General features: G+C 73.5%; 25 protein-coding genes. 19 read left to right on the top strand and 6 right to left on the bottom strand.

Annotated features, from left to right (window positions below):
• Window positions 1-190: 190 nt before the first annotated feature.
• Together AMY39116_RS47845 and AMY39116_RS0317705 are read right to left on the bottom strand one after the other, a co-directional pair.
• Window positions 191-322 (bottom strand): hypothetical protein, encoded by a 132-nt coding sequence (locus tag AMY39116_RS47845; RefSeq protein ID WP_017981498.1) that lies wholly within the window; start codon window positions 320-322, stop codon window positions 191-193.
• 9 nt (window positions 323-331) lie between these two features.
• On the bottom strand, window positions 332-856 hold the full coding sequence (locus tag AMY39116_RS0317705; RefSeq protein WP_020418969.1) for a YbhB/YbcL family Raf kinase inhibitor-like protein: 525 nt from the start codon (window positions 854-856) through the stop codon (window positions 332-334).
• 68 nt (window positions 857-924) lie between these two features.
• Between AMY39116_RS0317705 and AMY39116_RS0317700 the strand changes: the two genes are divergently transcribed.
• Window positions 925-1,122, top strand: coding sequence for a hypothetical protein (locus AMY39116_RS0317700; RefSeq protein ID WP_020418968.1), 198 nt, complete (start codon window positions 925-927; stop codon window positions 1,120-1,122).
• 183 nt (window positions 1,123-1,305) lie between these two features.
• Here the strand turns inward: AMY39116_RS0317700 and AMY39116_RS0317695 are convergent, their stop codons facing one another.
• From AMY39116_RS0317695 to AMY39116_RS0317685, 3 genes are read right to left on the bottom strand one after another with little or no spacing between them, the layout of a single operon-like run.
• A complete protein-coding gene (locus AMY39116_RS0317695) occupies window positions 1,306-3,069 on the bottom strand; it encodes a serine/threonine-protein kinase (protein WP_020418967.1) in 1,764 nt (587 codons plus the stop codon).
• A gap of 9 nt (window positions 3,070-3,078) precedes the next feature.
• The gene (locus AMY39116_RS0317690) at window positions 3,079-3,663 is read right to left on the bottom strand and encodes a CPBP family intramembrane glutamic endopeptidase (protein WP_020418966.1); all 585 of its coding nucleotides are present in this window, start codon (window positions 3,661-3,663) and stop codon (window positions 3,079-3,081) included.
• Window positions 3,660-4,538: an NAD(P)H-binding protein gene (locus AMY39116_RS0317685; RefSeq protein ID WP_020418965.1), complete on the bottom strand. Its 879-nt coding sequence runs from the start codon at window positions 4,536-4,538 to the stop codon at window positions 3,660-3,662. Before AMY39116_RS0317685 ends, AMY39116_RS0317690 begins: the two co-directional genes overlap by 4 nt.
• A 64-nt stretch (window positions 4,539-4,602) precedes the next feature.
• Here AMY39116_RS0317685 and AMY39116_RS0317680 point away from each other — a divergent pair, with 64 nt between their 5' ends.
• The 3 genes from AMY39116_RS0317680 to AMY39116_RS0317670 all read left to right on the top strand — a co-directional run bounded on the left by AMY39116_RS0317680 (window position 4,603) and on the right by AMY39116_RS0317670 (window position 6,038).
• A complete protein-coding gene (locus AMY39116_RS0317680; RefSeq protein WP_020418964.1) occupies window positions 4,603-5,163 on the top strand; it encodes a MarR family winged helix-turn-helix transcriptional regulator in 561 nt (186 codons plus the stop codon).
• Window positions 5,164-5,204: 41 nt separating this feature from the next.
• Window positions 5,205-5,726: a hypothetical protein gene (locus tag AMY39116_RS0317675; protein ID WP_020418963.1), complete on the top strand. Its 522-nt coding sequence runs from the start codon at window positions 5,205-5,207 to the stop codon at window positions 5,724-5,726.
• 108 nt (window positions 5,727-5,834) lie between these two features.
• Window positions 5,835-6,038, top strand: coding sequence for an IS481 family transposase (locus AMY39116_RS0317670; protein ID WP_020418962.1), 204 nt, complete (start codon window positions 5,835-5,837; stop codon window positions 6,036-6,038).
• Window positions 6,039-6,123: 85 nt separating this feature from the next.
• Here AMY39116_RS0317670 and AMY39116_RS0317665 read toward each other — a convergent pair whose 3' ends face one another.
• Window positions 6,124-7,572 carry an aldehyde dehydrogenase gene (locus AMY39116_RS0317665; protein ID WP_020418961.1) on the bottom strand — a complete coding sequence of 483 codons (1,449 nt, stop codon included), beginning with the start codon at window positions 7,570-7,572 and terminating at the stop codon, window positions 6,124-6,126.
• A gap of 182 nt (window positions 7,573-7,754) precedes the next feature.
• Here AMY39116_RS0317665 and AMY39116_RS0317660 point away from each other — a divergent pair, with 182 nt between their 5' ends.
• The 15 genes from AMY39116_RS0317660 (at window position 7,755) to AMY39116_RS0317590 (ending at window position 20,886) form a co-directional block, all read left to right on the top strand.
• On the top strand, window positions 7,755-8,264 hold the full coding sequence (locus tag AMY39116_RS0317660) for a cupin domain-containing protein (protein WP_020418960.1): 510 nt from the start codon (window positions 7,755-7,757) through the stop codon (window positions 8,262-8,264).
• A gap of 4 nt (window positions 8,265-8,268) precedes the next feature.
• A complete protein-coding gene (locus tag AMY39116_RS0317655) occupies window positions 8,269-9,204 on the top strand; it encodes a PDR/VanB family oxidoreductase (RefSeq protein ID WP_020418959.1) in 936 nt (311 codons plus the stop codon).
• A 4-nt stretch (window positions 9,205-9,208) separates the two neighbouring features.
• Complete coding sequence (locus tag AMY39116_RS0317650) at window positions 9,209-9,394, top strand: recombinase-like helix-turn-helix domain-containing protein (RefSeq protein WP_020418958.1); 186 nt, start codon at window positions 9,209-9,211, stop codon at window positions 9,392-9,394.
• 2 nt (window positions 9,395-9,396) lie between these two features.
• Window positions 9,397-10,440: a Rieske 2Fe-2S domain-containing protein gene (locus tag AMY39116_RS0317645; protein ID WP_235716159.1), complete on the top strand. Its 1,044-nt coding sequence runs from the start codon at window positions 9,397-9,399 to the stop codon at window positions 10,438-10,440.
• A gap of 17 nt (window positions 10,441-10,457) precedes the next feature.
• Window positions 10,458-11,381 carry a VOC family protein gene (locus AMY39116_RS0317640; RefSeq protein ID WP_020418956.1) on the top strand — a complete coding sequence of 308 codons (924 nt, stop codon included), beginning with the start codon at window positions 10,458-10,460 and terminating at the stop codon, window positions 11,379-11,381.
• The gene (locus tag AMY39116_RS0317635; protein WP_039791582.1) at window positions 11,378-12,154 is read left to right on the top strand and encodes an aspartate dehydrogenase domain-containing protein; all 777 of its coding nucleotides are present in this window, start codon (window positions 11,378-11,380) and stop codon (window positions 12,152-12,154) included. The genes AMY39116_RS0317640 and AMY39116_RS0317635 overlap by 4 nt, the downstream gene beginning before the upstream one ends.
• Window positions 12,151-12,864: an alpha/beta fold hydrolase gene (locus tag AMY39116_RS0317630; RefSeq protein WP_020418954.1), complete on the top strand. Its 714-nt coding sequence runs from the start codon at window positions 12,151-12,153 to the stop codon at window positions 12,862-12,864. Before AMY39116_RS0317635 ends, AMY39116_RS0317630 begins: the two co-directional genes overlap by 4 nt.
• Window positions 12,855-13,589: an SDR family oxidoreductase gene (locus AMY39116_RS0317625; protein WP_020418953.1), complete on the top strand. Its 735-nt coding sequence runs from the start codon at window positions 12,855-12,857 to the stop codon at window positions 13,587-13,589. Before AMY39116_RS0317630 ends, AMY39116_RS0317625 begins: the two co-directional genes overlap by 10 nt.
• A gap of 8 nt (window positions 13,590-13,597) precedes the next feature.
• The gene (locus AMY39116_RS0317620; RefSeq protein WP_020418952.1) at window positions 13,598-14,377 is read left to right on the top strand and encodes an SDR family oxidoreductase; all 780 of its coding nucleotides are present in this window, start codon (window positions 13,598-13,600) and stop codon (window positions 14,375-14,377) included.
• Between the two features lie 10 nt (window positions 14,378-14,387).
• A complete protein-coding gene (locus AMY39116_RS0317615; protein WP_020418951.1) occupies window positions 14,388-16,007 on the top strand; it encodes a thiamine pyrophosphate-binding protein in 1,620 nt (539 codons plus the stop codon).
• A 433-nt stretch (window positions 16,008-16,440) separates the two neighbouring features.
• Entirely contained in the window at window positions 16,441-17,028 is a 588-nt protein-coding gene (locus AMY39116_RS0317610) for a dienelactone hydrolase family protein (protein ID WP_020418950.1), read from the top strand.
• Window positions 17,025-18,404 (top strand): MFS transporter, encoded by a 1,380-nt coding sequence (locus AMY39116_RS0317605; RefSeq protein WP_027936014.1) that lies wholly within the window; start codon window positions 17,025-17,027, stop codon window positions 18,402-18,404. Before AMY39116_RS0317610 ends, AMY39116_RS0317605 begins: the two co-directional genes overlap by 4 nt.
• A 67-nt stretch (window positions 18,405-18,471) precedes the next feature.
• Window positions 18,472-19,401, top strand: coding sequence for a non-homologous end-joining DNA ligase (gene ligD, locus AMY39116_RS0317600; RefSeq protein ID WP_020418948.1), 930 nt, complete (start codon window positions 18,472-18,474; stop codon window positions 19,399-19,401).
• Between the two features lie 220 nt (window positions 19,402-19,621).
• A complete protein-coding gene (locus AMY39116_RS0317595) occupies window positions 19,622-20,650 on the top strand; it encodes a hypothetical protein (protein WP_020418947.1) in 1,029 nt (342 codons plus the stop codon).
• 50 nt (window positions 20,651-20,700) lie between these two features.
• Window positions 20,701-20,886 (top strand): CsbD family protein, encoded by a 186-nt coding sequence (locus AMY39116_RS0317590; protein ID WP_020418946.1) that lies wholly within the window; start codon window positions 20,701-20,703, stop codon window positions 20,884-20,886.
• The last annotated feature ends 59 nt before the right edge of the window (window positions 20,887-20,945 follow it).

The following is a 20,945-nucleotide window of genomic DNA, read 5'->3' as shown; positions in this document are numbered from 1 at the left end:
GGCACGCCCGCCGCCCCCAGCCCATCCACCTCCCGGCCAAGCCGGTCGCGCACGGGTCGACCGAGCCGCAGTAGTCGCGCGGGTTTCTCGGGGCTTGGCAGCGCGGGCAACGCTCCGATCGCGGAGCCCGGGGGTCCGCGACCGGAGCGTTGCCCGACCAGTGGCGCGCCGGGAACGGTGGGTGGGTGAGTCAGGCCTCCTCGCCGGGGCCGCTCGGGGTGCGGTCCTCCGGCAGGGAGTTGTCCTCCTCACCGAGGCCCTCGTCCTGTTCGGTGGCGGGGCGGGCTTCCTCGTCCAGGTCTTCGCGGCGGGGGTCGGTCATCGTGGTCTCCTAACGTCCGAAGCGGCCCATGATGGTGCCGGTGCTGAGCACGTGCCCCTCGATGGCGGCGCGCACGTCCTGGCCGGTGGCGTCCTCACCGAGGCCGAGCTTCCGGTCCACCGCGTACAGCCGGAAGAAGTACCGGTGCGGCTCGTCCCCCACCGGCGGGCGCGGGCCGCCCCAGCCGCGCTCCCCGAAGTCGTTGCGGCCCTCCACACCGGAGTCCAGGCCGGTCGACGTCGGCGCGATGCCGGTGACCACCCAGTGGGTGAACGTTCCCGCGGGCGCGTCCGGGTCCTCGCACAGCAGCACGAGTTCCGCGGCGCCGTCGGGAATGCGCAGCCACGCCAGCGACGGCCGCTCGTTGCCGCCCTCGTAGGAGTACTGCTCGGGGATCAACGTGTTGTCGCTGAAGGAACTGGTGCGCAGCTCGAGCCCGCCGGCGAGCGGTCGCGGCGGCTCGCCGAGGCCCGGGTCGCCCCGGCTCGTGCCGCGGTCGCCGGCCGGACCGGCCGCGCGCTCTGGGTCCGGCATGGTGCCTCCTCGGGAGATCGGTCGCACCAGCCGACATACCCACTGGCCCGGCGGGTACCCACCGCGGCATGAACCCCGAACGACACCAGGCCCAGGACGACACCGAGGAGAACGCGGACAGCCGCACCTCGATCGCCGAGAGCACCGGCGAACCGTTCGAGCCGCCGCAGCCGGGCAAGACCGCCGTGTCGCGCAGCACCGAGGAGGCCGACACGACCGGCACCGTCGGGCAGGCCGAATACCCCCGGGACACCGAAGGCGGTTAGCGCCGGCCGGGGCAAGGCACCAGCAACGCACGTGCTCCCCCGCAGCCCAGGAGGCAGAACCACGGGGGGCCACCGACTGGTCGCGCGTGCCACCCGCAAGGGCATGCTCCGCGCGGCTGAGCCGGCTCACCCCGCCGCCCGCCGCTCAGGAAACTGCCGCTCCGGAAGCGGAAACGGTGCCGGTCAGTCGCGGTCCCGGCCGTGCCCGCGGCCGGGACGGTGGTCGCCGCGGTCGTCGTCGTGGCGGTCTCCCCGGTCGTCACCGGCGCGTGGGGGCTCGGCGGCGGGCGTCGGGGTGGGTGACGGTGGCGGCGGGGGCGGCGGCGTGCTCGTCTCGCTGGACAGCACGGCGTCGCTGTCGATCAGGGGGGCCGGAGCGGCCGGGATGAGCCCGAGCTGGTGCGTCTCGGTGACCACGCGGCCGTCCTCGAAGGTGTACGCGATCGTCACTGACACGGTGTTGTCGGCGACTACAGCGGGTGGCGTGGTGACCATCAGGGCCGTGATGCCCGCCCAGCGAGCGCGGTAGGCGTCCTGGCCCTGCACCTGCATCTTCGGGCCGAGGCGGGTCCACGCGTTGTCCGGCCGGGCGGGCAGCAACGCGTAGTACTCGCGCACCGCTCCGGTGATCGCGGCGGCGTCGAGCGCCGCGGGCGGCGGGGCCGGCGCCGGGGCCGGTGGGTCGGGCGTGAGCTGCGTGAACAGGATGACGACCGCCAGCACCGCGAGCAACGCGCCCGCGACGGGCAGCAGGAAGCGGCGCTTCGACGCGACGAGCCCGGCGACTCGCTTGTTCACCCGCGCCCCGGCGCCGGCCGCCCCGGCGGCCGGGGCGTTCAGGTGCGTCCCAGCACCAACCGGCTCGGCCACCGGAATGTCCAGCCGCGTTCCAGCGCCGACCGGCGCGTTCACCCGCGTCCCGGCACCGCCCGGCCCGGCAACCAGCGCGTCCACGCGCGCCCCAGCACCCATCGACTCGGCCGCCGGCGCGTCCAACCGCGCCCCAGCACCCACCGGCCCGGCAACCGGCGCCACCGGCACAGTCAGCGAAGACGGCGTCACCACCGGTTGCGTCCGCGCCCGCGCCGGGTTCAGCGTGCGCGGCGGCACCGGCTGCCCGTCCGCGACCGCCTGCAGCGCGGTCACCACCTGCACGGTGCTGGGCCGCTGGGCGGGGTCGGGCCGCAGCATCGCCATCAGCACCGGGGCGAGCGGGCCCGCGTACTGCGGTTCCGGCACCTCGCCCGCGGCGACGCGGTGCAGCAACGCGATCGGGTTCTCGTCGTCGCCGAACGGCGGCACTCCCTCGACCGCGTCGTAGAGCGTGGCGCCCAGCGAGAACACGTCGGAGTCGGGCGTCGGCTCCTCGCCGCGCGCGATCTCCGGCGCGAGGAACATCGGCGTCCCGGAGACCAGGCCGCCCTGCGTCAGCGCCGAGTCGCCGGTCGCGCGCGAGATGCCGAAGTCCGCGATCTTGACCGTGCCGTCGTCGGCGACGAGCAGGTTGCCCGGTTTGACGTCGCGGTGCACGATCCCGGCCGCGTGGGCGGCGGCGAGCGCGCCGGCGGCCTGCAATCCAATCCGCGCGACGGCCTCCGGCGTGAGCAGCCCCTGCTCGGCGACGACCTCGGCGAGGCTGCGGGACGGCACGTACTCCATCACCAGCACGGGCTGGCCGTTGTGCTCGGCCACGTCGTGCACGGTGACCACGTTGGCGTGGCGCAGCCGGGCGGCGTTGCGGCCTTCGCGCAGGATCCGCTGCCGCGCCTGCTCGCTCTGCGCCGGGCCCGGCCACAGCTGCTTGACCGCGACCTGGCGCTCCAGACGCTCGTCACGAGCCAGCCAGACGACGCCTGTGCCGCCGGCCCCGACACGGCTCTCCAGCCGATACCGCCCGGCGAGGAGGTTGCCGGCGCCGTCCACGGTCAGTCCGTCCGTAGTCGTCACCCGGTCAGGTTACGGACCGGCCTGCTCCGGGACGAGAGCGGGCAGCCGCCACACCATCAACGCCGACCACACCACGTGCGTCACCAGCGGCGCCAGCACCCCGCCGCCCGACCGCCGCTGCCACGCGAACACCGTCCCCATCACGGCGGACGCCGCGACCAGCGCGGGGTTGCGGGTGGCGGTGGTGGTCAGGACGTACACGGCCGTCGACCCGGTCGCGCCCAGCGCGTTGTAGACCGGGCCGCGGAAGAAGAGCTCCTCGGCCGCGCCGTTGGCGAGCGTCGTGAGCAGCACGGCGCCGCCGTTGCCCGCGGTCGCGTAGCGCAGCACGCGCCGCAGCGCCCGCCGCAGCACCGGGATCCGCCGGGCCACCTCGGCACCGGCGCGGAACACCGCGAACGCGCCGACGCCGCAAGCAACCGGCCCGGCGCCGACCCGGCCGGCGGGCGTCCGGTCGAGCAGGCTCCCGGCGGCCCAGACCCCAGCCACCGCCGCGGTCGAACCGACGAACTCCCGCGAACCCGGTTTCCGCGTCAAGGAGTATCCCAGCAGCCCGGCCCCAGCCGCCGTGACCAGCCCCAGCGCGGTCTTCACGCCCCGGCCCGCTCCCGCAACGCGGCCGCCACCGCGGCGTCGAAGCCCATCGGCTCGAACGGCACCACCTCACGCAGGCTGTGGTCCCGCACCACGACCTCGTTGATCATCGAGTCGACCAGCGACCGGCCGGTGCGGGCGTCCACGTCGGTGACCAGCGACAGCCACAGCGACGACAGCCTCGGCGACAGCAGCGGCACCGGCACGATGACCCGGAACCGGCCCTCGATCCCGGCGACGCGCTTCAGCATCTCGCCGTAGGCCAGGACGTCCGGGCCGCCTGCTTCGAAGACCCGCCCCGGCGGCACGTCCAGCAGCGCGACCAGGTAGCGGACGACGTCGGCCAGCGCGATCGGCTGGGTGCGCGTGCCGACCCACCGCGGGGTGACCATCGCGGGCAGGTGCTCGACCAGCTGGCGCGTGATCTCCCAGGAGATCCCGCCGTGGCCGATGACGATCCCGGCGCGCAGCACGGTCACCGGCACGCCCGCCTCCCCCAGCAGGCCCTCAACCTCGCGGCGGCTGCGCAAGTGCGGGGACAGGTCGTCGGCGTCGTCGCCGAGCCCGCCGAGGTAGACGATCCGGGACAGGCCGGCGTCCGCGGCGGCGCGGGCGAAGTTGCGCGCGGCGCGGGCGTCGCGGCGTTCGAAGTCCGGCTCGCCCAGCGAGTGCACCAGGTAGTAGGCCGCGGCGGCGCCGGCCAGCGCTTCGCGAAGGGAACCGGCGTCGTGCACATCGCCGTGGACCGGTTCGCCCGCCCCGGCGTAGTCGTCCGGGCGCCGGGTCATCGCGACGACGTCGTGTCCGGCCTCGACGAGCGCCGGGCACAACCGCCGTCCCACGAACCCGGACGCCCCCGCCACCGCCACCCGCATCGGCCGTCCTCCACGCTATCTTAGCGATGATATTCTTACGGTAGAAATGTTTTGAGGGGATCCTATGCCGAAGCGCGACAAGCCGCAGCCGGACGCGGTCGACCTGATGCTCGCGGAGTGGCGCCGCGAGGCGCCGGAGATCGACGCGTCGCCGCTGGCGGTGTTCGGGCGGCTGCACCGCGCCTTCGACGGGTACACCGTGCAGCTCAACCGGGTGTTCGGGCGGTACGGGGTCAACATCTCCGCGTTCGGCATCCTGGCCGCGCTGCGGCGCGTCGGCGCACCGTACCGCCGGACGGCGGGCGAGCTGGCGGACGCGAACCTGCTCACCACGGGCGGTATCACGCAGCGGGTCGACAAGCTGGAGGCCGCCGGACTGGTCTACCGCGAACGCGACGCCACCGACCGCCGCATCGTCTACATCGGACTCACCGACGAGGGCCTCGCGCTGACCGACAAGGTCGCGGAGGTCCACTTCGCCAACGAGAACCGGATGCTGGCGGGCCTGACGAAGACCGAGCGGACGCAGCTGGCGCAGCTGCTGAGCCGTCTGGAGCATTCGATCCGGCTGGCCGAGATGGCCGACCGCGCCGAATCCGAGGGGAACCGTCCGGGCCGCCGGTGAGTCGGACCGGGAAACGATCATCCCCCCCGGAAGGCTGCCTGATGACCGACCCCGTGCCGAACCTCGGCAACGACGCCACGGCGACCCTGTTCGACGCGATCGACTTCGCGGTCGAAAACGCGGAAACGACCGAGTCCGGGTTCGTGCCCTTCGTGCTCGCCGTGATGCCCAACGGCGAGAAGGTCGCGACGCGCTACGTCGACTCCGAGGAGAACTTCACCGTCGAGGGCAGCGTCGCGCTGGCCCGCCAGGACCTCGCCGCGGCCGACCCGGTCCCCCGCCATGTCGCGCTGGCCTGGGACGGTTTCCTGACCCTGGACGAGGACCGGACCGAGGCCGTGTTCGTCGACGCCTACGAGCAGGGCAGGCCGGAGGGCGTGCGGTTCGCGCAGCGCTACTACCGCACCAGCAGCGGCCTGGAGATGATCGGGAACCCGTTGCTGCTCGGCCACCGCCCCGAGCCGATGCTGCCCCACCCGGCCGGACCCGGGCAGGCGGGCGACGGACGGGTCGCCGCGATCGCCCGGATCCAGGCCATGGTGGACGAGCGGAAGCGGCGCTAGCAGTTGTGACTGGTGAGGTTGTGGACGGCGTGTCGGGTTGATTGTGGGGAGGGCCTCCGGGCGGAGTGGGTGTTGCGACGCATCCACTACCAGCCCTGGAGGTCCTCGATGGGTCACGCTAACGGCATCACCGTGCTGCGAATCCTGACCGACAACGCCCTGGCCTACCGCCGAGGCACCTGCTGGGCCGCGGTCCGCACCGCCCTCGGGCTGCGCCGCCGCTACATCAAACCCGGCTGCCCCTGGACCAACGGCAAAGCCGAACGCTTCCACCGCACCCTGCTCACCGAATTCGCCTACGCCCAGCCCTAGACCCCCAACACCCACCGCCTGGCAACAGGCCACCCACCCATCACCCGACTGCCCTGACCCTCCACAACCTGCCAGGTCACAACACCTAGCCCGCCCAGGGCAGGGGCGCCTCGTCGAGGCCCCAGTACACGCTCTTCTGCCGCAGGTACCCGAGGATCCCCTCGCGGCCCTTGTCGACGCCCAGCCCGCTCTCCTTCCTGCCGGAGAACGGCGTCGAGATGCTGAACTGCTTGTACGTGTTGATCCACACCGTCCCGGCCTCGATCCGCCGCGCGAGGCGCCACGCGCGGCGGTAGTCGGCGGTCCAGATGCCGCACGCCAGGCCGTACACGGTGTCGTTCGCCTGCGCCACCAGGTCCTCTTCGTCGCGGTAGGGCAGCAGCACGCCGACCGGGCCGAAGATCTCCTCCTGGCACGTCTTCGACGAGTTCGACAGCCCCTCCAGCAGGGTCGGCGGGTAGTACGCGCCCGCCGACGGCGGCACCTCTCCCCCGCACAGCACCCGCGCCCCCTCCTCGCGCGCGCGGTCCACCAGCGCGGCCACCCGGTCGCGGTGCGCGAACGTCGCCAGCGGCGCCACCTGCGTGTCCGCCGCCGTGCCCGGGCCCATGCGCAGCCGGGACGCGCCCGCCACCAGCAGGTCCCGGAACTCGGCGTACCGCGACTCCGGCAGGAAGATGCGCGACCCGGCGATGCAGCTCTGCCCGGTGGAGGAGAAGATCCCGTACAGGATCCCGGCCACCGCCTGCTCGGCCGCCGCGTCCGGGCACACGATCGTCGGCGACTTGCCGCCCAGTTCCATCGTCACCGGCATGACCTTCTCCGCCGCGATCCGCCCGATCGCCCGCCCGGTCGACGTGCCCCCGGTGAAGGCGACCTTCCCGACCGCGGGGTGCCGCACGATCGCGTCCCCCACCACCGAACCCGGGCCCGGCAGCACGGACAGCAACCGCGCCGGCACACCGGCCTCCAGCACCAGCCGGGCCAGCGCCAGCGACACCAGCGGCGTCGCCTCGGCCGGCTTGAGCAGCACACCGTTGCCCGCCGCGAGCGCGGGCGCGATCTTCTGCGCGTCGCTGGCGATCGGCGAGTTCCACGGCGTGATCGCGCCGACCACCCCGACCGGCTCGTACACCGACATCGTCAGCCACGGCCCACGCTGCGGGGTCAGCGCGGTCTCCATCGTCTCCAGCGCCGCCGCGTAGAACCGGAACGTCGCGGCCGCGCTCGCCACCAGCGCGCGCGTCTCGCGCAGCGCCTTGCCGGTGTTGTGGGTCTGCAGCAGGGCCAGCGACTCCGCGTCCCGCTCGATCAGGTCGCCGACCCGGGCCAGGACCCGGGCCCGTTCGTGTGGGAGCAACGCCGCCCACTCGGCCACCCAGGCCGCGCGGGCCGCCTCGTCGACGTCCCTGACGGACGCGCCGTGCACGACCGCGATCGGCTCACCGGTCGCCGGGTCCACGCACTCCAGCGGCGCGCCACCGCCGCGCCGCCACCGCCCGGCCACCAGGATCTCGTCCGCGGGCACTGTCATCGAGCCACCTCCACAGGCCGTCCAGATAGGCAGAATAACTTAGCTCTAAGTTAATTGGAAGCCGTTAACACCATCGAAACCAACCTCCAGAAAACTTAGAGCTAAGGGTTGTCGTCGCCCGGGTCGCGATGCTACAAACTCTTCCCAAGTTCCCTTAGAGCTAAGACATCCAAGGAGATCCCGTGACGACGACGCAAGCCGGCCTCGAGGAACTGATCGACTCCTGCATCGCCACCCGCGAATCCCGCTACGAGGACTGGGACACGCTCGGCTTCCAGGCCAAGGCGGGCGAGCAGTTCCGCCGCGCGCAGGTCCGCTACATCGGCTCCGGCGCCACCGGCAACCACGACACCGACAACCGCATCCTGCCGTCGGAGCACTTCACGTTCTCCAACATGCGGCTGCCCGCCGGCGCGATCGGCCCCGAGCACACCCACCACGACGTGGAGGAGGTCTTCTTCGTCCTGGAAGGCACCCTCGAAGTCACCGTGCACGACGTCGAGGACGGCACCAAGACCGCCAGCCGCGTGCTGGGCTACCGCGACCTGATCCGCGTCCCGGCCGGAGTGCCGCGCAGCCTGCGCAACATCGGCGACACCGACGCCCTGTTCGCAGTGATCATCGGCGCGCAGAAGCCGCAGCTGCCGACCTACCCGCCGACCTCGCCGATGCACGGCGTGACCCGCGACTGAAGCCATGACCCGGACGGTACGAGTTCACCAGAGCACCTGGCTGGCCGACGGGGTCGTGCGCGTCGAGCTGCGCGACCCCGCCGGGGCGGCCCTGCCGGCGTGGGAGCCGGGCGCGCACCTGTCGCTGCACCTGCCCAACGGGCTGGTCCGGGAGTACTCGCTGTGCGGCGACCCGGCGGACGGGCACAGCTGGACCGTGGCCGTCCTGCGCGAGCCGTCCTCCCGCGGCGGCAGCGCCTGGGTGCACAAGCGCCTCACCCCGGGCACGCTGATCGAGGTCGACGGGCCACGCAACAACTTCGCCCTCGAAGACGCGACCCGGCACTTGCTGATCGCGGGCGGCATCGGCATCACTCCCCTGCTGGCGATGGCGAACCACCTGGAGCAGCGGGGTTCCGACTGGTCCATGCTCTACTGTGGACGCTCCCGGTCTAGCATGGCCTTCCTGGGCGACCTGCCCGCGGACCGGGTGCGCGTGCACGCCGACGACGAGCGCGGTGGACCGCCTGACCTGGCGGCCGGGCTGGCTGAACTCCGGCCGGGCACGCTCGTCTACTGCTGCGGCCCGGAACCGCTCATCGCCGCCGTCGAGGCCGCGCTGCCGGACGCCTCGATGCTGCGGGTGGAGCGGTTCCGCGCACCGGAACCCAAAACCACCGGGCCGGACCACGGCTTCGACGTGGTGTGCGGCGGGTCGGGGCGCCGGGTTCCGGTTCCCGCCGGGGTGTCCATCTTGGACGCTCTCGCCGGGGCCGGGGTGTCCGTGCCCAACTCCTGCCGGGAAGGGGTGTGCGGCACCTGCGAGACCAAGGTGCTCGCCGGCGAACCCGAGCACCGCGACTTCCTGCTGAGCGACGACGAGAAGGCGGCCGGCGGCACGATGCTGATCTGCGTGTCCCGCAGCCGGTCGGCCGAGCTCGTCCTGGACGTGGAGGACTGAGGACATGCCTTCCAGCTACGAGAACGCGTTCGGCGACGAACTCGAGGCGATCTACGGCCGCGGCGTGCACGACCTGCCCGGCGTGGTGGCCGCCCTCAACTCCTCCGGGGTGCGCCCCGCGGGCGGCGAGGACTGGACCGAGTCGTCGTTCACCGCCGAACTGGCCCGCCTGAGCGGAACGGAGAGCTAGACGTGAAGTCTTTGCACACCACCGAGGCCCTGCTGCGGTTCGGGCTGCGGGACCGCTGGTACCCGCTGTGCCCGTCCGGGCACGTGCGTCCCGGTGAGCTGGTCCGGATCGAGCGCGCGGGCGCGCAGCTGCTGCTGTGGCGCGACGGCGCCGGAGTCGTGCACGTCCAGGAGGACCGCTGCCCGCACCGCGCCGCCCGGCTGTCGCAGGGCGTGCACATGGGCGATCGGGTGGCCTGCAACTACCACGGCGTGCAGGTCGACGCCGAGGGCACGGTGGTGTCCGTGCCGGGCAGCCCGGGCTGCGCCCTGGAGGGCCGCCGCGTGCTGCGGACGTTCCCGGCGGAGGAGCACGCCGGGGCGGTCTTCGCCTGGTTCGGGCTCGACGAGTCGGCGCCACCGGCTCCGCTGGAGGTGCCGGAGCCGATCGCGGGTGGAGAGTGGTCGGAGTTCCTCTGCTACGTCGAGTGGGACGCGCCCTACCTGTACTCCCTGGACAACCTGCTCGACCCGATGCACGGCGCGTTCCTGCACCGCAACAGCCACACGATGTTCGCGGGCAAGCGCGAAGCGGTCTTCCAGATCCGCGCGACCGACAACGGTTTCGTGTTCGAGAAGACCGACCAGCGCGGCGTGAACTTCGACTGGGTCGAGCTGACCCACGGCGGCGCGGACTGGGTCACCCTCGACATCCCGTACCCGGACACCGCCGGCCCGGGCGGGCCGTTCACGATCGTCGCCGGGCTGTGCGCGATCTCGGCGAACCGGCACGCCGGGTTCTTCTGGCGCTGCCGCAAGGTGTCCGGCTGGGAACGGGACAGCTGGCGCTTCCTCTACCGCAACCGGCTGGAGGCCCGGCACTACGCCGTGCTGGAGCAGGACCGCGAGATGGCCGAGGCGATGCCCGCCGACGCCTGGGACCGGGAGAACCTCTACCAGCACGACATCGCGCTCGTCCGGATGCGCCGCCTGCTGAAGGCGGAGGCCGCGAAACAGGCGGCCCGCCTGACCGAGCCCGCGACCGCAGCGCCGGTCCCGGTCGCCTGAACCCCTTGGAGGACACCATGTCCGAACCCGTCGTCCGGTTGCGGGCGCTGCGGTCGGTGACCCTGCGCTCCACCGCGTGCGCCGTCGCGGGCGAGTTCTACCGCGAGGTGTGGGGCCTGCGGCAGGTCGAGCAGGACACCGGCGCGGTGTGGCTGCGCGGCACCAGCAGCGAGCACCACGTGCTGCAGTTGCAGCAGGCGGAACAGAACGCGCTCGGCAAGGTGGCCTTCGCGGTCGCCACGCCACGCGAGATCGACGAGGCCGCGAGCCGCCTGGTTGCGCAGGGCATCCCGCTGGTCACCGAGCCCGGCAAGCTGGACCAGGTCGGCGGCGGCTACGGGCTGCGCTTCGCCGATCCGGAGGGACGGCTGATCGAGTTGTCCGCGGACGTGTTCGCCGTGACCCCGGACGATCCGGACGGCCACCCGGCGGTGCCGCGGAAGCTGGCGCACGTCGTGCTCAACACCGCCGACATCGACGCGGCGTGCGAGTTCTACACCCGTGTGCTCGGCATGCGGATCTCCGACTGGTCGGAGCACCAGATGGCGTTCCTGCGCTGCAACGCCGACCACCACGTGATCGCGTTCAACCAGGCGCCGTTCGCGTCGGTCAACCACGTCGCCTACGAGATGGCCTCGATCGACCACTTCATGCGTGGCATCGGGCGGCTGCGGCACAACGGGATCACCCCGCTGTGGGGTCCGGGGCGGCACGGGCCGGGCAGCAACACGTTCGGCTACTTCGCCGACCCGGCCGGGCTGGTGTGCGAGTACACCTCCGAGGTCGAGCAGGTCGTGGAGGACGCGTGGCTGTGCCGGGTGTGGCGGCGCACGCCCGAGCTGTCCGACCTGTGGGGCACCGCGGGCCCGCCGTCGAAGGACGTCCGCACCCACATGGCGGGCGTGCCCGACCCCGGTTACACGGCTTGGTGGCGGGGATGAGGGCCGGGGTGATCGGCGCGGGCTCGATCGGCGGCGTGGTCGCCCGCGCCCTGCGCGACGGAACCGTGCCGGGTGCGACGCTGTCCGGCGTCGTGGACCCCGCGGGTGCGACGGACCTGCCACTGGTGTCGCTGGACGAGCTGCTGTCCACTTCGGACCTGATCGTCGAGGCGGCCGGGCAGCGGGCACTGGCGGAGGTCGGGCCGCAGGTGCTGGCCGCCGGGCGGGACCTGCTGGTCGTGTCGGTCGGCGCGCTGGCCGACGACGCCCTGCTGGACAAGCTGCTGTCCGCGGGCCCCGGTGAGCTGCACCTGTCGACCGGCGCGATCGGCGGCCTGGATCTGCTGCGGGCGGCGGCCCGGATGGCGCCGCTGTCCCGGGTCACCATCGAGACCACGAAACTCGCCGCGAACCTGGTGCAGCCGTGGATGTCCGACGAGGAGGCCGCGCGGCTGCGGACCACGGCCAAGCCGGTCGAGCTGATGCGCGGCCCGGCACGCGAGGTGACGGCGGCGTTCCCGAAGTCGGCGAACGTGGCGGCCTCGGTGGCGCTGGCCGTGGGCGACTGGGACGTGGTCGAGGCGGCGGTGATCGCCGACCCGGCCGCCGAGCTGACCTCGCACGTCATCACCGCCGACGGGCCGGCCGGGTCGTACCGGTTCGAGATCCGCAACCGGCCCTCGCCACGGACGCCGACGAGCAGCGAGGTCGTGCCGCACGCGGTGCTCGCCGCGATCGCCGCGCTGGCGGAGCCGCGGGTGGTGTTCCGGTGACCCCCGTGTTGCTGCTGCACGGCATCGGCGGGTCCAGCGCGTCCTTCGAGTCGCAAGTGGACGTCCTGGCGGAGCGGCACCGGGTGGTGGCCTGGGACGCGCCCGGGTACGGGGACTCGCCGGACCCGGAACGCGCCGACATCGCCTGGTACGCCGAGCAGGTTGCGCGGATCTTCGACGAACCCGCCCACGTGGTGGGGGTGTCGTGGGGCGGGGTGATCGCGACCCGGCTCGCGCTGGAGCACCCCGTGCTGTCGCTGACCCTGGCCGACTCCACGCGCGGCTCCGGCACCAGTGCCGAGGCCGCAGCGCGGATGCGGGCGCGGGTGGACGAGCTGGCCGAGGTGGGTGCCGCGGAGTTCGCGCGACGGCGAGCACCGCGCCTGAGCTCCGATCCGGCGACCCGCGCCAAGGTCGAGGCGACGATGGCCCGGGTGCGCCTGGCCGGGTACCGCGCGGCCGCGGAGTCGATGGCCACCACCGACCACGGTCCCCTGCTGGGCCGGATCAGCGTGCCGACGCTGGTGGTCGTGGGCGCCGACGACCAGGTCACCGGCGTCGAGGAGAGCCGGCTGCTGGCGCGGGAGATCCCCGGAGCGCGGCTGCGGGTGATCGGCGGCGGGCACGCGGCCAACCAGGAGTGCCCCGGCGAGTTCAACGAGGTCCTGCTGGAGTTCCTGTCCGAAGTGGAGGCCGCGCGATGCGCCTGATCGTGGTGACCGGCGCCGGGCGCGGGCTCGGCTGGGCGATCGCCGACGCCCTCGGCGCGTCCGGGGCGCAGGTCGTGGTCGCCGAACGCGACCCGGAGCGCGCCGCCCGCGGGGTGGCGCAGCTCGAAGAGCGCGGGCGGACCGTGCACCGGATCGACACCGACGTCGCCGATCCCGATTCGGTGGCGCGGCTGGCGGAACAGGTCGCGAAGATCGGGCCCCTGCACGGTCTGGTCAACAACGCGGCGATGGCCGACGGCGTGGGCGGCAAGCACTTCGCCGACCTGGAGGTGGAGGCGTGGGACCGGCTGATGACGGTCAACGCGCGCGGCCCGTGGCTGGTCGCCCGCGCCCTGTACCCGCAGCTCGCGGCCACCGGCGGGCGGATCGTGAACATCGCCTCCGACGTCGCGTTGTTCGGGCCGCCGCGGCTGGTGCACTACGTGTCCTCGAAGGGCGCGGTGATCGCGATGACCCGTGCGATGGCCCGTGACGCCGGGCCGGACGGGGTGACGGTGAACGCGGTCGCGCCGGGCCTGACCGAGGTCGAGGCGACCGAGCGCGTGCCGCGCGAACGGCACCAGCTCTACGCGAACGGGCGGGCGCTGACCCGGGCGCAGCAACCGGGTGACGTGGTGGGCGCGGTGGAGTTCCTGCTCTCCGACGCCGCGTCGTTCATCACCGGGCAAACGTTGGTCGTCGACGGCGGATTCGTCTGCCACTAGGAGTTTTCATGGACCTGGGACTTTCCGGGCGGGCGGTCGTGGTGACCGGCGCCAGTTCCGGTGTCGGGCTGGCGACCGCCGCGATGCTGCTCGCCGAGGGCGCGCACGTCGCCGCGTGCGCGCGGGACGGCGTGCGGCTGGAGAAGGCACTCGCCGATCTGCCCCGCGCGGCCGGCGCCCGGCTGTACACCGCGGCGTTCGACGTCCTCGACGCCGGCGACGTGCGCCGGTTCGTCACCGGCGCCGGCGAGGAGTTCGGCGGGCTGGACGGCGTGGTCAACAACGCCGGGCGCTCGCTGATGGCGCGGCTGGCCGAGACCAGCGACGAGCAGTGGCGCGACGAGCTGCACCTGAAGATCTTCTCGGTGCTGCACGTCGTCCGCGCCGCGCAGCCGTGGCTGCGGCCGGGCGCGGCGGTGGTCAACGTCAACGCGATCCTGTCCCGCCAGCCCGAGCCGAAGCTCGCCGCGACGTCGGCGGCGCGGGCGGCGCTGCTGAACCTGTCCAAGACGCTGGCCGCCGAGCTGGCGCCGGAGGTGCGGGTCAACTCGGTGTGCCTCGGCCTGGTGGACACCGGGCAGTGGCGGCGCCGGTACGAGCAGTCCGGCACCGAGCTGTCCTGGGCGGAGTGGACTTCGGCGCTCGCCGCGGACCGGGGCATCCCGCTCGGCCGGCTCGGCACCGCAGAGGAGGTCGCCTTCCCGATCGTGGCACTGCTGTCGCCGCACGCGTCCTACATCACCGGTTCCGCCCTCGACGTCGGTGGCGGCGTCGCCCGATACGTCTGAGGAGACACTCGTGACACACGGCAACGGCGGGGACCTGCTCGCCCAGATCCTGATCGACAACGGCGTCGACACGGCGTTCGGCATCGTGAGCGTCCACAACCTGCCGCTGGTGGAGGCGATCGCGGCGCGGCTGCGGTTCGTGCCGGTCCGGCACGAGGCGGCGGCGGTCAACGCGGCCGACGGGTACGCCCGAGCCCGCGGCGGGCTCGGGGTCGCGATCACCAGCACCGGCACCGGCGCGGGCAACGCGGCCGGCTCGCTCGTGGAGGCGCTGACCGCGGGCAGCCGGGTGCTGCACGTGACCGGGCAGATCGACTCGCCCTACCTCGGGCAGGGGCGCGGGGTCATCCACGAGAGCCGTGACCAGCTGGGCATGCTCACCGCGGTGTCCAAACACGCCGCGACCATTTCTTCGGTGGCCGCGGCGGAGGACGTGCTGCGACGGGCGGTGCGCGAGGCGCTGTCCCTCCCGAGTGGACCATCCAGTGTGGAGTGGCCGATCGACCTGCAGTACGCGCGGCACGACGTGGTGGCTCGCGCTCCGGAGGTTCCGGCGCCGGTGCCGCCGCCGGACGAGGACGCGCTGGCCCGGGCCGCCGAGTTGATCGCCTCGGCGCGGCGCCCGGTGATCTGGGCAGGCGGCGGCGCGGTGGACGCGCGGGACGAGGTGCGGGAGCTGGCCGAGCGGCTGCAGGCGCCGGTGTTCACGAGCAACTCCGGGCGGGGCACGCTGCCCGAGGACCACCCGCTGGTGGTCGGCAACTTCGCCACTGCCGCGGAGGACCTGCTGGCCGAGGCGGATCTGCTGATCTCGGTCGGGACGCACTTCCGGTCCAACGAGACCAAGCACTACCACCTGGCGCTGCCCGCGCGGCACATCCAGATCGACGTCGACCCCGCCGCCCTGGGCCGGGTGCACCCGGCGACGGTCGGGATCGCCGGGGAGGCCGCGGTGGTGCTCCGGCGGCTGCGGGGCGGGTCCGGCGATCCGGAGTGGCGGGCGCGGGCGGTGGCGACGCGGTCCGCGGTGCGGTCGCGGCTGCGTGAGGCGATCGGCCCCTACGGAGAGATCTGCGACGCGATGCGCGCGGGGTTGCCGCGGGAGTCGGTGATCGCCCGGGACGTGACGATCCCGTCCAGCCAGTGGGGCAACCGGCTGCTGGACATCTTCGACCCGCGGACCAACCTGTTCCCGGTCGGCGGCGGGATCGGGCAGGGTCTGGCGACGGGCATCGGGGCGGCGCTGTCCGGCCGCGACGCACCGACGCTGGTGATGGTGGGCGACGGCGGGCTGGCCGTGCACCTGGGCGAGCTGGGCACGCTGGCGCAGGAGAAGCCGTGGCTGGTGCTGGTGGTCTTCAACGACGGCGGGTACGGGGTGCTGCGGAACATGCAGGACCACCACGGCGGTGCGCGGGCCGGGGTGGACCTGTACACGCCGGACTTCTCGCGGCTGGCGCAGTCGCTGGACCTGCCGTACCAGCTGGTGAGCAAGCCGTCGCTGTTCGCGGAGGCGCTGGAGAAGGCGGTGGCGCAGCACGGCCCGTCCGTGATCGAGGTCGACGTGACCGCGCTGGACCCGGCGCCGCGCCCGTTCGTCCCGCCGGTGCCCGTCCCCAGGGAGGACTGATGACTGTCCCGATGGGGCCGCCGAGGCGACCAATCGAGCGGAATGCCCCCGCGGCCACGCACTCCACTCCCGCCGACGGCGGCCCGCGGCACAGCCCCGCGCCGGCCAGGCGCGCCCCCGACCGCACTCGCATCCCCGGGACGGCGGCCCCACCGCCCCCGCGCCGGGTCATCGCCAAGGGCGCTGCCCCCACCCGCGCACGGCACACGGCACCACCCACAACCCCCGACCCAGCCCCACGCGAGGCCACCACCAAGCGCCCTGTCCCCACCCCCACCCGCGCACGGCACACCCCACCACCCACAACCCGCGACCGAGCCCCACGCGAGGCCACCACCGAACCCCACCCCGACGGGGCGCGGCCCGCAGCCCCCGGCCCGGTCCCCTGTCACCCGGCCGCAACCCCACTCCCGGTCCCAGCCCTGGAGCGCCCATGACCACCCCGGCGACCAGCCACCACCACGGACACGCCCCTGCCAACCGGCGCCGCCGCGTTCTCAAGACCGCGGCTCCCCTGCTCGTGCGCTACCCCGCCGCCGACGTGCGCGCCGCCGTCGTCGTCCTGCACGACGAACGGGGGCTCACCGCCGAAGCCGAGGACGCCTGCCGCGCGCTCGCCGAGTGCGGCTACCTCGCCGTCGCGCCGCTGCTCTACTACGACACCGGCGGGCGGGTCTTCCCGCGCGGCAACTTCGCCGCCCTCGAGCCCGACGACCTCGCCGCCGACGTGGCCGGCGCCTTGGACCACCTGAGCCGCCGGGCGGGGGTTCCGGCGAGCGCCTTCATCGGGCTCGGCCAGGGCGCCCACCTCGCCGCCTGGGCCGCCGCCGCGCACGGGCTGCCCGCCGCCGGCGTCGGCCCGCGCGAGGGGCCCTGGCCGGACCTCCCCGAGCTGCCGGTGCTCGCCGCGAACCTGGGCGGGTCCTGGCTGTCCCTGTGTGACGAAGCCGACGCCTGGGACGAAGCAGTGCGATTCCTCGATTCAGCCCGCACACTATTGCCCGACGAGGAGACCGAATGAGCATCGACGCCACACCCGCAATGACGCAGGGTGACATCGCCGCGCGGCTGGAACGGCTGCCGATGTCGCGCTGGCAGATCAGCGTCCGCCTGCTGATCGGCATCGTGACCTTCTTCGAGGCGTTCGACCAGCTGCTGATCGCCTACACGCTGCCGGTGCTCTCCCGCGAGTGGGGCCTGTCGGCGGCCACCAGCACCGCGGCGCTGACCATCGGCTCGATCGGGATGCTGGTCGGCGCGCTGGTCTCCGGCTGGGCCGCCGACCGGATCGGCCGGGTCCGGGTCATCGCGATCTGCGTCGCGGTCAGCGCACTGTGCAGCGCAGGCATGGCGGCCTGCGACTCGCTCACCCCGTTCCTCGTCCTGCGGTTCGTGCAGGGCCTCGCGATCGGCGGTGAGGTGCCGACCGCGGCCGCCTACATCAGCGAGATCACCCGCGCCCACAAGCGCGGCCGGTTCGTGCTGCTCTACGAGGTGGTGTTCCCCGCCGGCCTGGCGGTGAGCGCCCTGGTCGCGGCATGGCTGATCCCGCTGTGGGGCTGGCGCTCGCTGTACCTGCTGGCCGCCGTCCCCGGCCTGATGGCGTTCGTGATCCTGCGCAAGGTGCCGGAGTCGCCGCGCTGGCTCGCCTCCCGCGGCAAGTACGACAAGGCCGCCGCGGCGATGGCGACGATGGAGACGAAGGTCCAGCGCGCCACCGGCGAGCCGCTGCCCGCGCCCGCCGCCGCGGTTCCGGTCACCGCCCCGCAGCAGCGCGGCAACGCCCTGCGCGACCTGTTCGCCGGCCGCTACCGCCGCCGCACGCTGACCGTGTGGACGATCTGGTTCGTCGGCTACCTCGCCAACTACGGCATCACGTCGTGGCTGCCGACCATCTACCGCGGCGTGTTCCACCTGCCGCTGGGCCAGGCGCTCTGGTACAGCACCGCGACCTCGGCGGCCGGCCTGGTCGGCTGCGTGCTGGCGGCGCTGGTGATCGACCGGATCGGGCGCCGGGTGGTGCTGGCCGCCGGGCTCGGCGCGACCACCGCGATGCTGGTGGTGCTGGGCGCGCTCGGCGCCGGGTCGCCGGTGCAGCTGCTGGTGTGGTCGTCGCTGGCGGCCGTGTTCAACTTCGCCGTGAACATCAGCCTGTACCTGTACACGCCCGAGCTGTACCCGACGCGCAGCCGCGCGCTGGGCTGCAGCCTCGGCGGCGTGATGAACCGGCTGGGCCTGATCCTCGGGCCGATCCTGGTCGGCGCGGTCTACGCCGGCGGCACCGCGCTGGACTCGGTGTTCCTGCTGATCAGCGGGATCACACTGGTCGGCGCGATCGTGGCCGCGGTGTTCGCCGAGGAGACCCGCGGCCGCACGCTGGAGGAGATCGCGCCCTGACTGGCGATGGGGTGCCGGGTTCGCCCGGCACCCCGCCGCGGCGCGGTTTTCACGCTAGGTTCGGCCCATGGCCAAGGGCGAGGCGGTGGAGCTGGAGGCCGGGAACCACACGGTGCGGATCTCGAACCCGCAGCGGGTCTACTTCCCGGCGCGGGGCGAGACGAAGCTGGACCTGGCGCGGTACTACCTGTCCGTCGGCGACGGGATCGTGCGCGCGCTGCGGGAGCGGCCGTGCATGCTGCACCGGTTCCCGTCCGGGGTGAGCGGCGACAAGGTGCACCAGAAACGGGTGCCGGCCGGGGCGCCGCCATGGCTGGAGACGGTGCGCGTGCACTTCCCGCGCTACAACCGGCACGCCGACGAGTTGTGCGTGACCGAGGTGGCGCACGTGATCTGGGCGGTGCAGATGAGCACCGTGGAGTTCCACCCGTGGAACTCGCGGCGCGCGGACACCGAGAAGCCCGACGAGTGGCGCATCGACCTCGACCCCGGCCCGGAGGCCGACTTCGCGCGGGTGCGGCGGGTGGCGCACGTCGCGCACGAGGTGCTCGACGAGCTGGGCGCGACCGGGTGGCCCAAGACGTCCGGCGGCAGCGGCCTGCACATCTACGTGCGGATCGAGCCGCGGTGGGGGTTCAGCGAGGTGCGGCGGGCGGCGCTGGCGTTCGCGCGTGAGGTGGAGCGCCGCGCGCCCGACGACGTGACGACGACGTGGTGGCGCAAGGACCGCGACCCGGCGCTGGTGTTCGTCGACTACAACCAGAACGCGCGCGACCACACGATCGCGAGCGCGTACTCGGTGCGGGGCGTGCCCGAGGCGACGGTGTCGACGCCGATCGCGTGGGACGAGGTGGACGACGTCGAACCGGGCGACTGCACGATCGCGACGGTCCCCGCCCGGTTCGCGAAGCTCGGCGACCTGCACGCCGGCATCGACGACACCGCCTACTCGCTGGAGACGCTGCTGGAGTGGGCGGACCGCGACGGGCTGGAGTGACCGCGGTCGGCACGCGGGTTCTTCGCGCGGTTCGGCGCGGAAGCCCGCGACAGCCTCGGACTGACCGCAACCGGACAAGCGGTACGCCTCCGCACCAGCCCACGCCGCACCACCACCGCCGCGCCACCAGCCGCCACAGCCGGGCCTGACCGCAACCGGACAGGCGGTACGCCCACCCCCCAGCACCCGGTACAAATCTGGGGAGCGAGAGGGGCGCACGATGAACAACCGGGCACTGGCCGCGCGTGCCGAGGCCGCCGGGCTGGGGCGGCTGGTCCGCGTGCACCGGCCGTTCCGGGAACCGGTCGCGGGCGCCATGCTCGCCGGCATCGGCGTCGTCCCGGCCGGGATCGCCGCCTTCTACCTCGTCCTCAACGACTCGCCGGCCTGGCGGTGGGTCGTCCTCGGCTACGCGGCGCTGCTGTGGGCGACGGCGGCCTGGTCGTGGTGGGGCCCGGTGCCCGGCGGCCGGTGCTGGTTCGCCTCCGCCGAGCGCGGCCTCCTGATCTGGCCGCAGGGCGAGGAGCCGATAGCGGTGCGGTGGGAGCGGCTCGCCGCCGACGGGACGGAACTCGTCTGGGACACCGGCTCACAGCGGGTCGGGACCGTGTGGGCCCGCACCGAACTGCTGCGCACCGCCCGGACCGGGCGCCCGTACCCGCCCGCGCGAACGCCCCGGCCCGCCATCGCCGCTCTGTCCGTGGCGCTGTCAGCCGTGGTCGTGTGGTTCACCGCGGTGCCGCTGGCGCTGGAACTCGCCTTCGGTGAGCAGCCGAGGGAGATCACCGACCTGGCCCGCCTGTGCACGGGCGGCGCGCCGTTCGGCCAAGCGCCCGCCTACACCGGCCCCGGCCCGCACGCCGTGGCCGTGTACGAGGGCTCCGGCTTCCCCGAGTACCTGCAGGGTTTCGCGGAGACGGACCAGAACTGGCCGCCCGCCGACGAGGTGCAGCTGGTCGGGTGCAGCCGCCTGATCGGCCAGGCCCAGCCGGCCGCGATCCGCACGTGCGAGTACGAGGACGGCTCCTCCCTGGTCACCTACCAGGGCCGCTGGGCGGTCACGGTGTTCGAGGCGCGCACCGGCCGCCGGGTCGCGGAGTTCACCGTCGACGGCGCCCCCTCCCGGAGTGACTGCCAGCCCACCATCCTCGTGCCCTCCGGCAGCCGGGGCAACGACGACACCGACTACTCGGCCCCCGAGGACGCCGCCTTCGCCGCGCATCTGACTCCGCTGGTGCACGCCGAATAACGATCACCCGGCCGGGTAATCCAAGCGCTCACCGACCGGAAGGACCGGAGATGAGCACCGACGACAAGGCCCAGAACAAGGCCGAAGAGCTCAAGGGCAAGGCGAAGGAAGGCCTGGGCAAGGCCACCGGCAACGAGCAGTGGGAAGCCGAGGGCAAGGGCGACCAGGGCAAGGCCGACGTCAAGCAGGCGGGCGAGAAGGTCAAGGACGCGGCGAAGGACGTGTTCGACCGCTGACCTCGGTGGCACCCGCCACAACCGGCTGTACGCATGGCGGCCGCTGAGTTCAGCATGCG

The sequence above is a fragment of the Amycolatopsis sp. ATCC 39116 genome, from assembly GCF_000231075.2.
In the GTDB taxonomy this organism is placed as follows: Bacteria; Actinomycetota; Actinomycetes; order Mycobacteriales; family Pseudonocardiaceae; genus Amycolatopsis_E; species Amycolatopsis_E tucumanensis.
This window is presented reverse-complemented; position numbering and strand designations above follow the sequence as displayed.

What these genes read in the sequence shown, in the direction of transcription:
- AMY39116_RS47845 (WP_017981498.1), bottom strand. Translation starts at nt 322, where the DNA reads ATGACCGACCCCCGCCGCGAAGACCTGGACGAGGAAGCCCGCCCCGCC.
- AMY39116_RS0317705 (WP_020418969.1), bottom strand. Translation starts at nt 856, where the DNA reads ATGCCGGACCCAGAGCGCGCGGCCGGTCCGGCCGGCGACCGCGGCACG.
- AMY39116_RS0317700 (WP_020418968.1), top strand. Translation starts at nt 925, where the DNA reads ATGAACCCCGAACGACACCAGGCCCAGGACGACACCGAGGAGAACGCG.
- AMY39116_RS0317685 (WP_020418965.1), bottom strand. Translation starts at nt 4,538, where the DNA reads ATGCGGGTGGCGGTGGCGGGGGCGTCCGGGTTCGTGGGACGGCGGTTG.
- AMY39116_RS0317680 (WP_020418964.1), top strand. Translation starts at nt 4,603, where the DNA reads ATGCCGAAGCGCGACAAGCCGCAGCCGGACGCGGTCGACCTGATGCTC.
- AMY39116_RS0317675 (WP_020418963.1), top strand. Translation starts at nt 5,205, where the DNA reads ATGACCGACCCCGTGCCGAACCTCGGCAACGACGCCACGGCGACCCTG.
- AMY39116_RS0317670 (WP_020418962.1), top strand. Translation starts at nt 5,835, where the DNA reads ATGGGTCACGCTAACGGCATCACCGTGCTGCGAATCCTGACCGACAAC.
- AMY39116_RS0317665 (WP_020418961.1), bottom strand. Translation starts at nt 7,572, where the DNA reads ATGACAGTGCCCGCGGACGAGATCCTGGTGGCCGGGCGGTGGCGGCGC.
- AMY39116_RS0317655 (WP_020418959.1), top strand. Translation starts at nt 8,269, where the DNA reads ATGACCCGGACGGTACGAGTTCACCAGAGCACCTGGCTGGCCGACGGG.
- AMY39116_RS0317650 (WP_020418958.1), top strand. Translation starts at nt 9,209, where the DNA reads ATGCCTTCCAGCTACGAGAACGCGTTCGGCGACGAACTCGAGGCGATC.
- AMY39116_RS0317640 (WP_020418956.1), top strand. Translation starts at nt 10,458, where the DNA reads ATGTCCGAACCCGTCGTCCGGTTGCGGGCGCTGCGGTCGGTGACCCTG.
- AMY39116_RS0317635 (WP_039791582.1), top strand. Translation starts at nt 11,378, where the DNA reads ATGAGGGCCGGGGTGATCGGCGCGGGCTCGATCGGCGGCGTGGTCGCC.
- AMY39116_RS0317625 (WP_020418953.1), top strand. Translation starts at nt 12,855, where the DNA reads ATGCGCCTGATCGTGGTGACCGGCGCCGGGCGCGGGCTCGGCTGGGCG.
- AMY39116_RS0317620 (WP_020418952.1), top strand. Translation starts at nt 13,598, where the DNA reads ATGGACCTGGGACTTTCCGGGCGGGCGGTCGTGGTGACCGGCGCCAGT.
- AMY39116_RS0317610 (WP_020418950.1), top strand. Translation starts at nt 16,441, where the DNA reads ATGACCACCCCGGCGACCAGCCACCACCACGGACACGCCCCTGCCAAC.
- AMY39116_RS0317605 (WP_027936014.1), top strand. Translation starts at nt 17,025, where the DNA reads ATGAGCATCGACGCCACACCCGCAATGACGCAGGGTGACATCGCCGCG.
- ligD (WP_020418948.1), top strand. Translation starts at nt 18,472, where the DNA reads ATGGCCAAGGGCGAGGCGGTGGAGCTGGAGGCCGGGAACCACACGGTG.
- AMY39116_RS0317595 (WP_020418947.1), top strand. Translation starts at nt 19,622, where the DNA reads ATGAACAACCGGGCACTGGCCGCGCGTGCCGAGGCCGCCGGGCTGGGG.
- AMY39116_RS0317590 (WP_020418946.1), top strand. Translation starts at nt 20,701, where the DNA reads ATGAGCACCGACGACAAGGCCCAGAACAAGGCCGAAGAGCTCAAGGGC.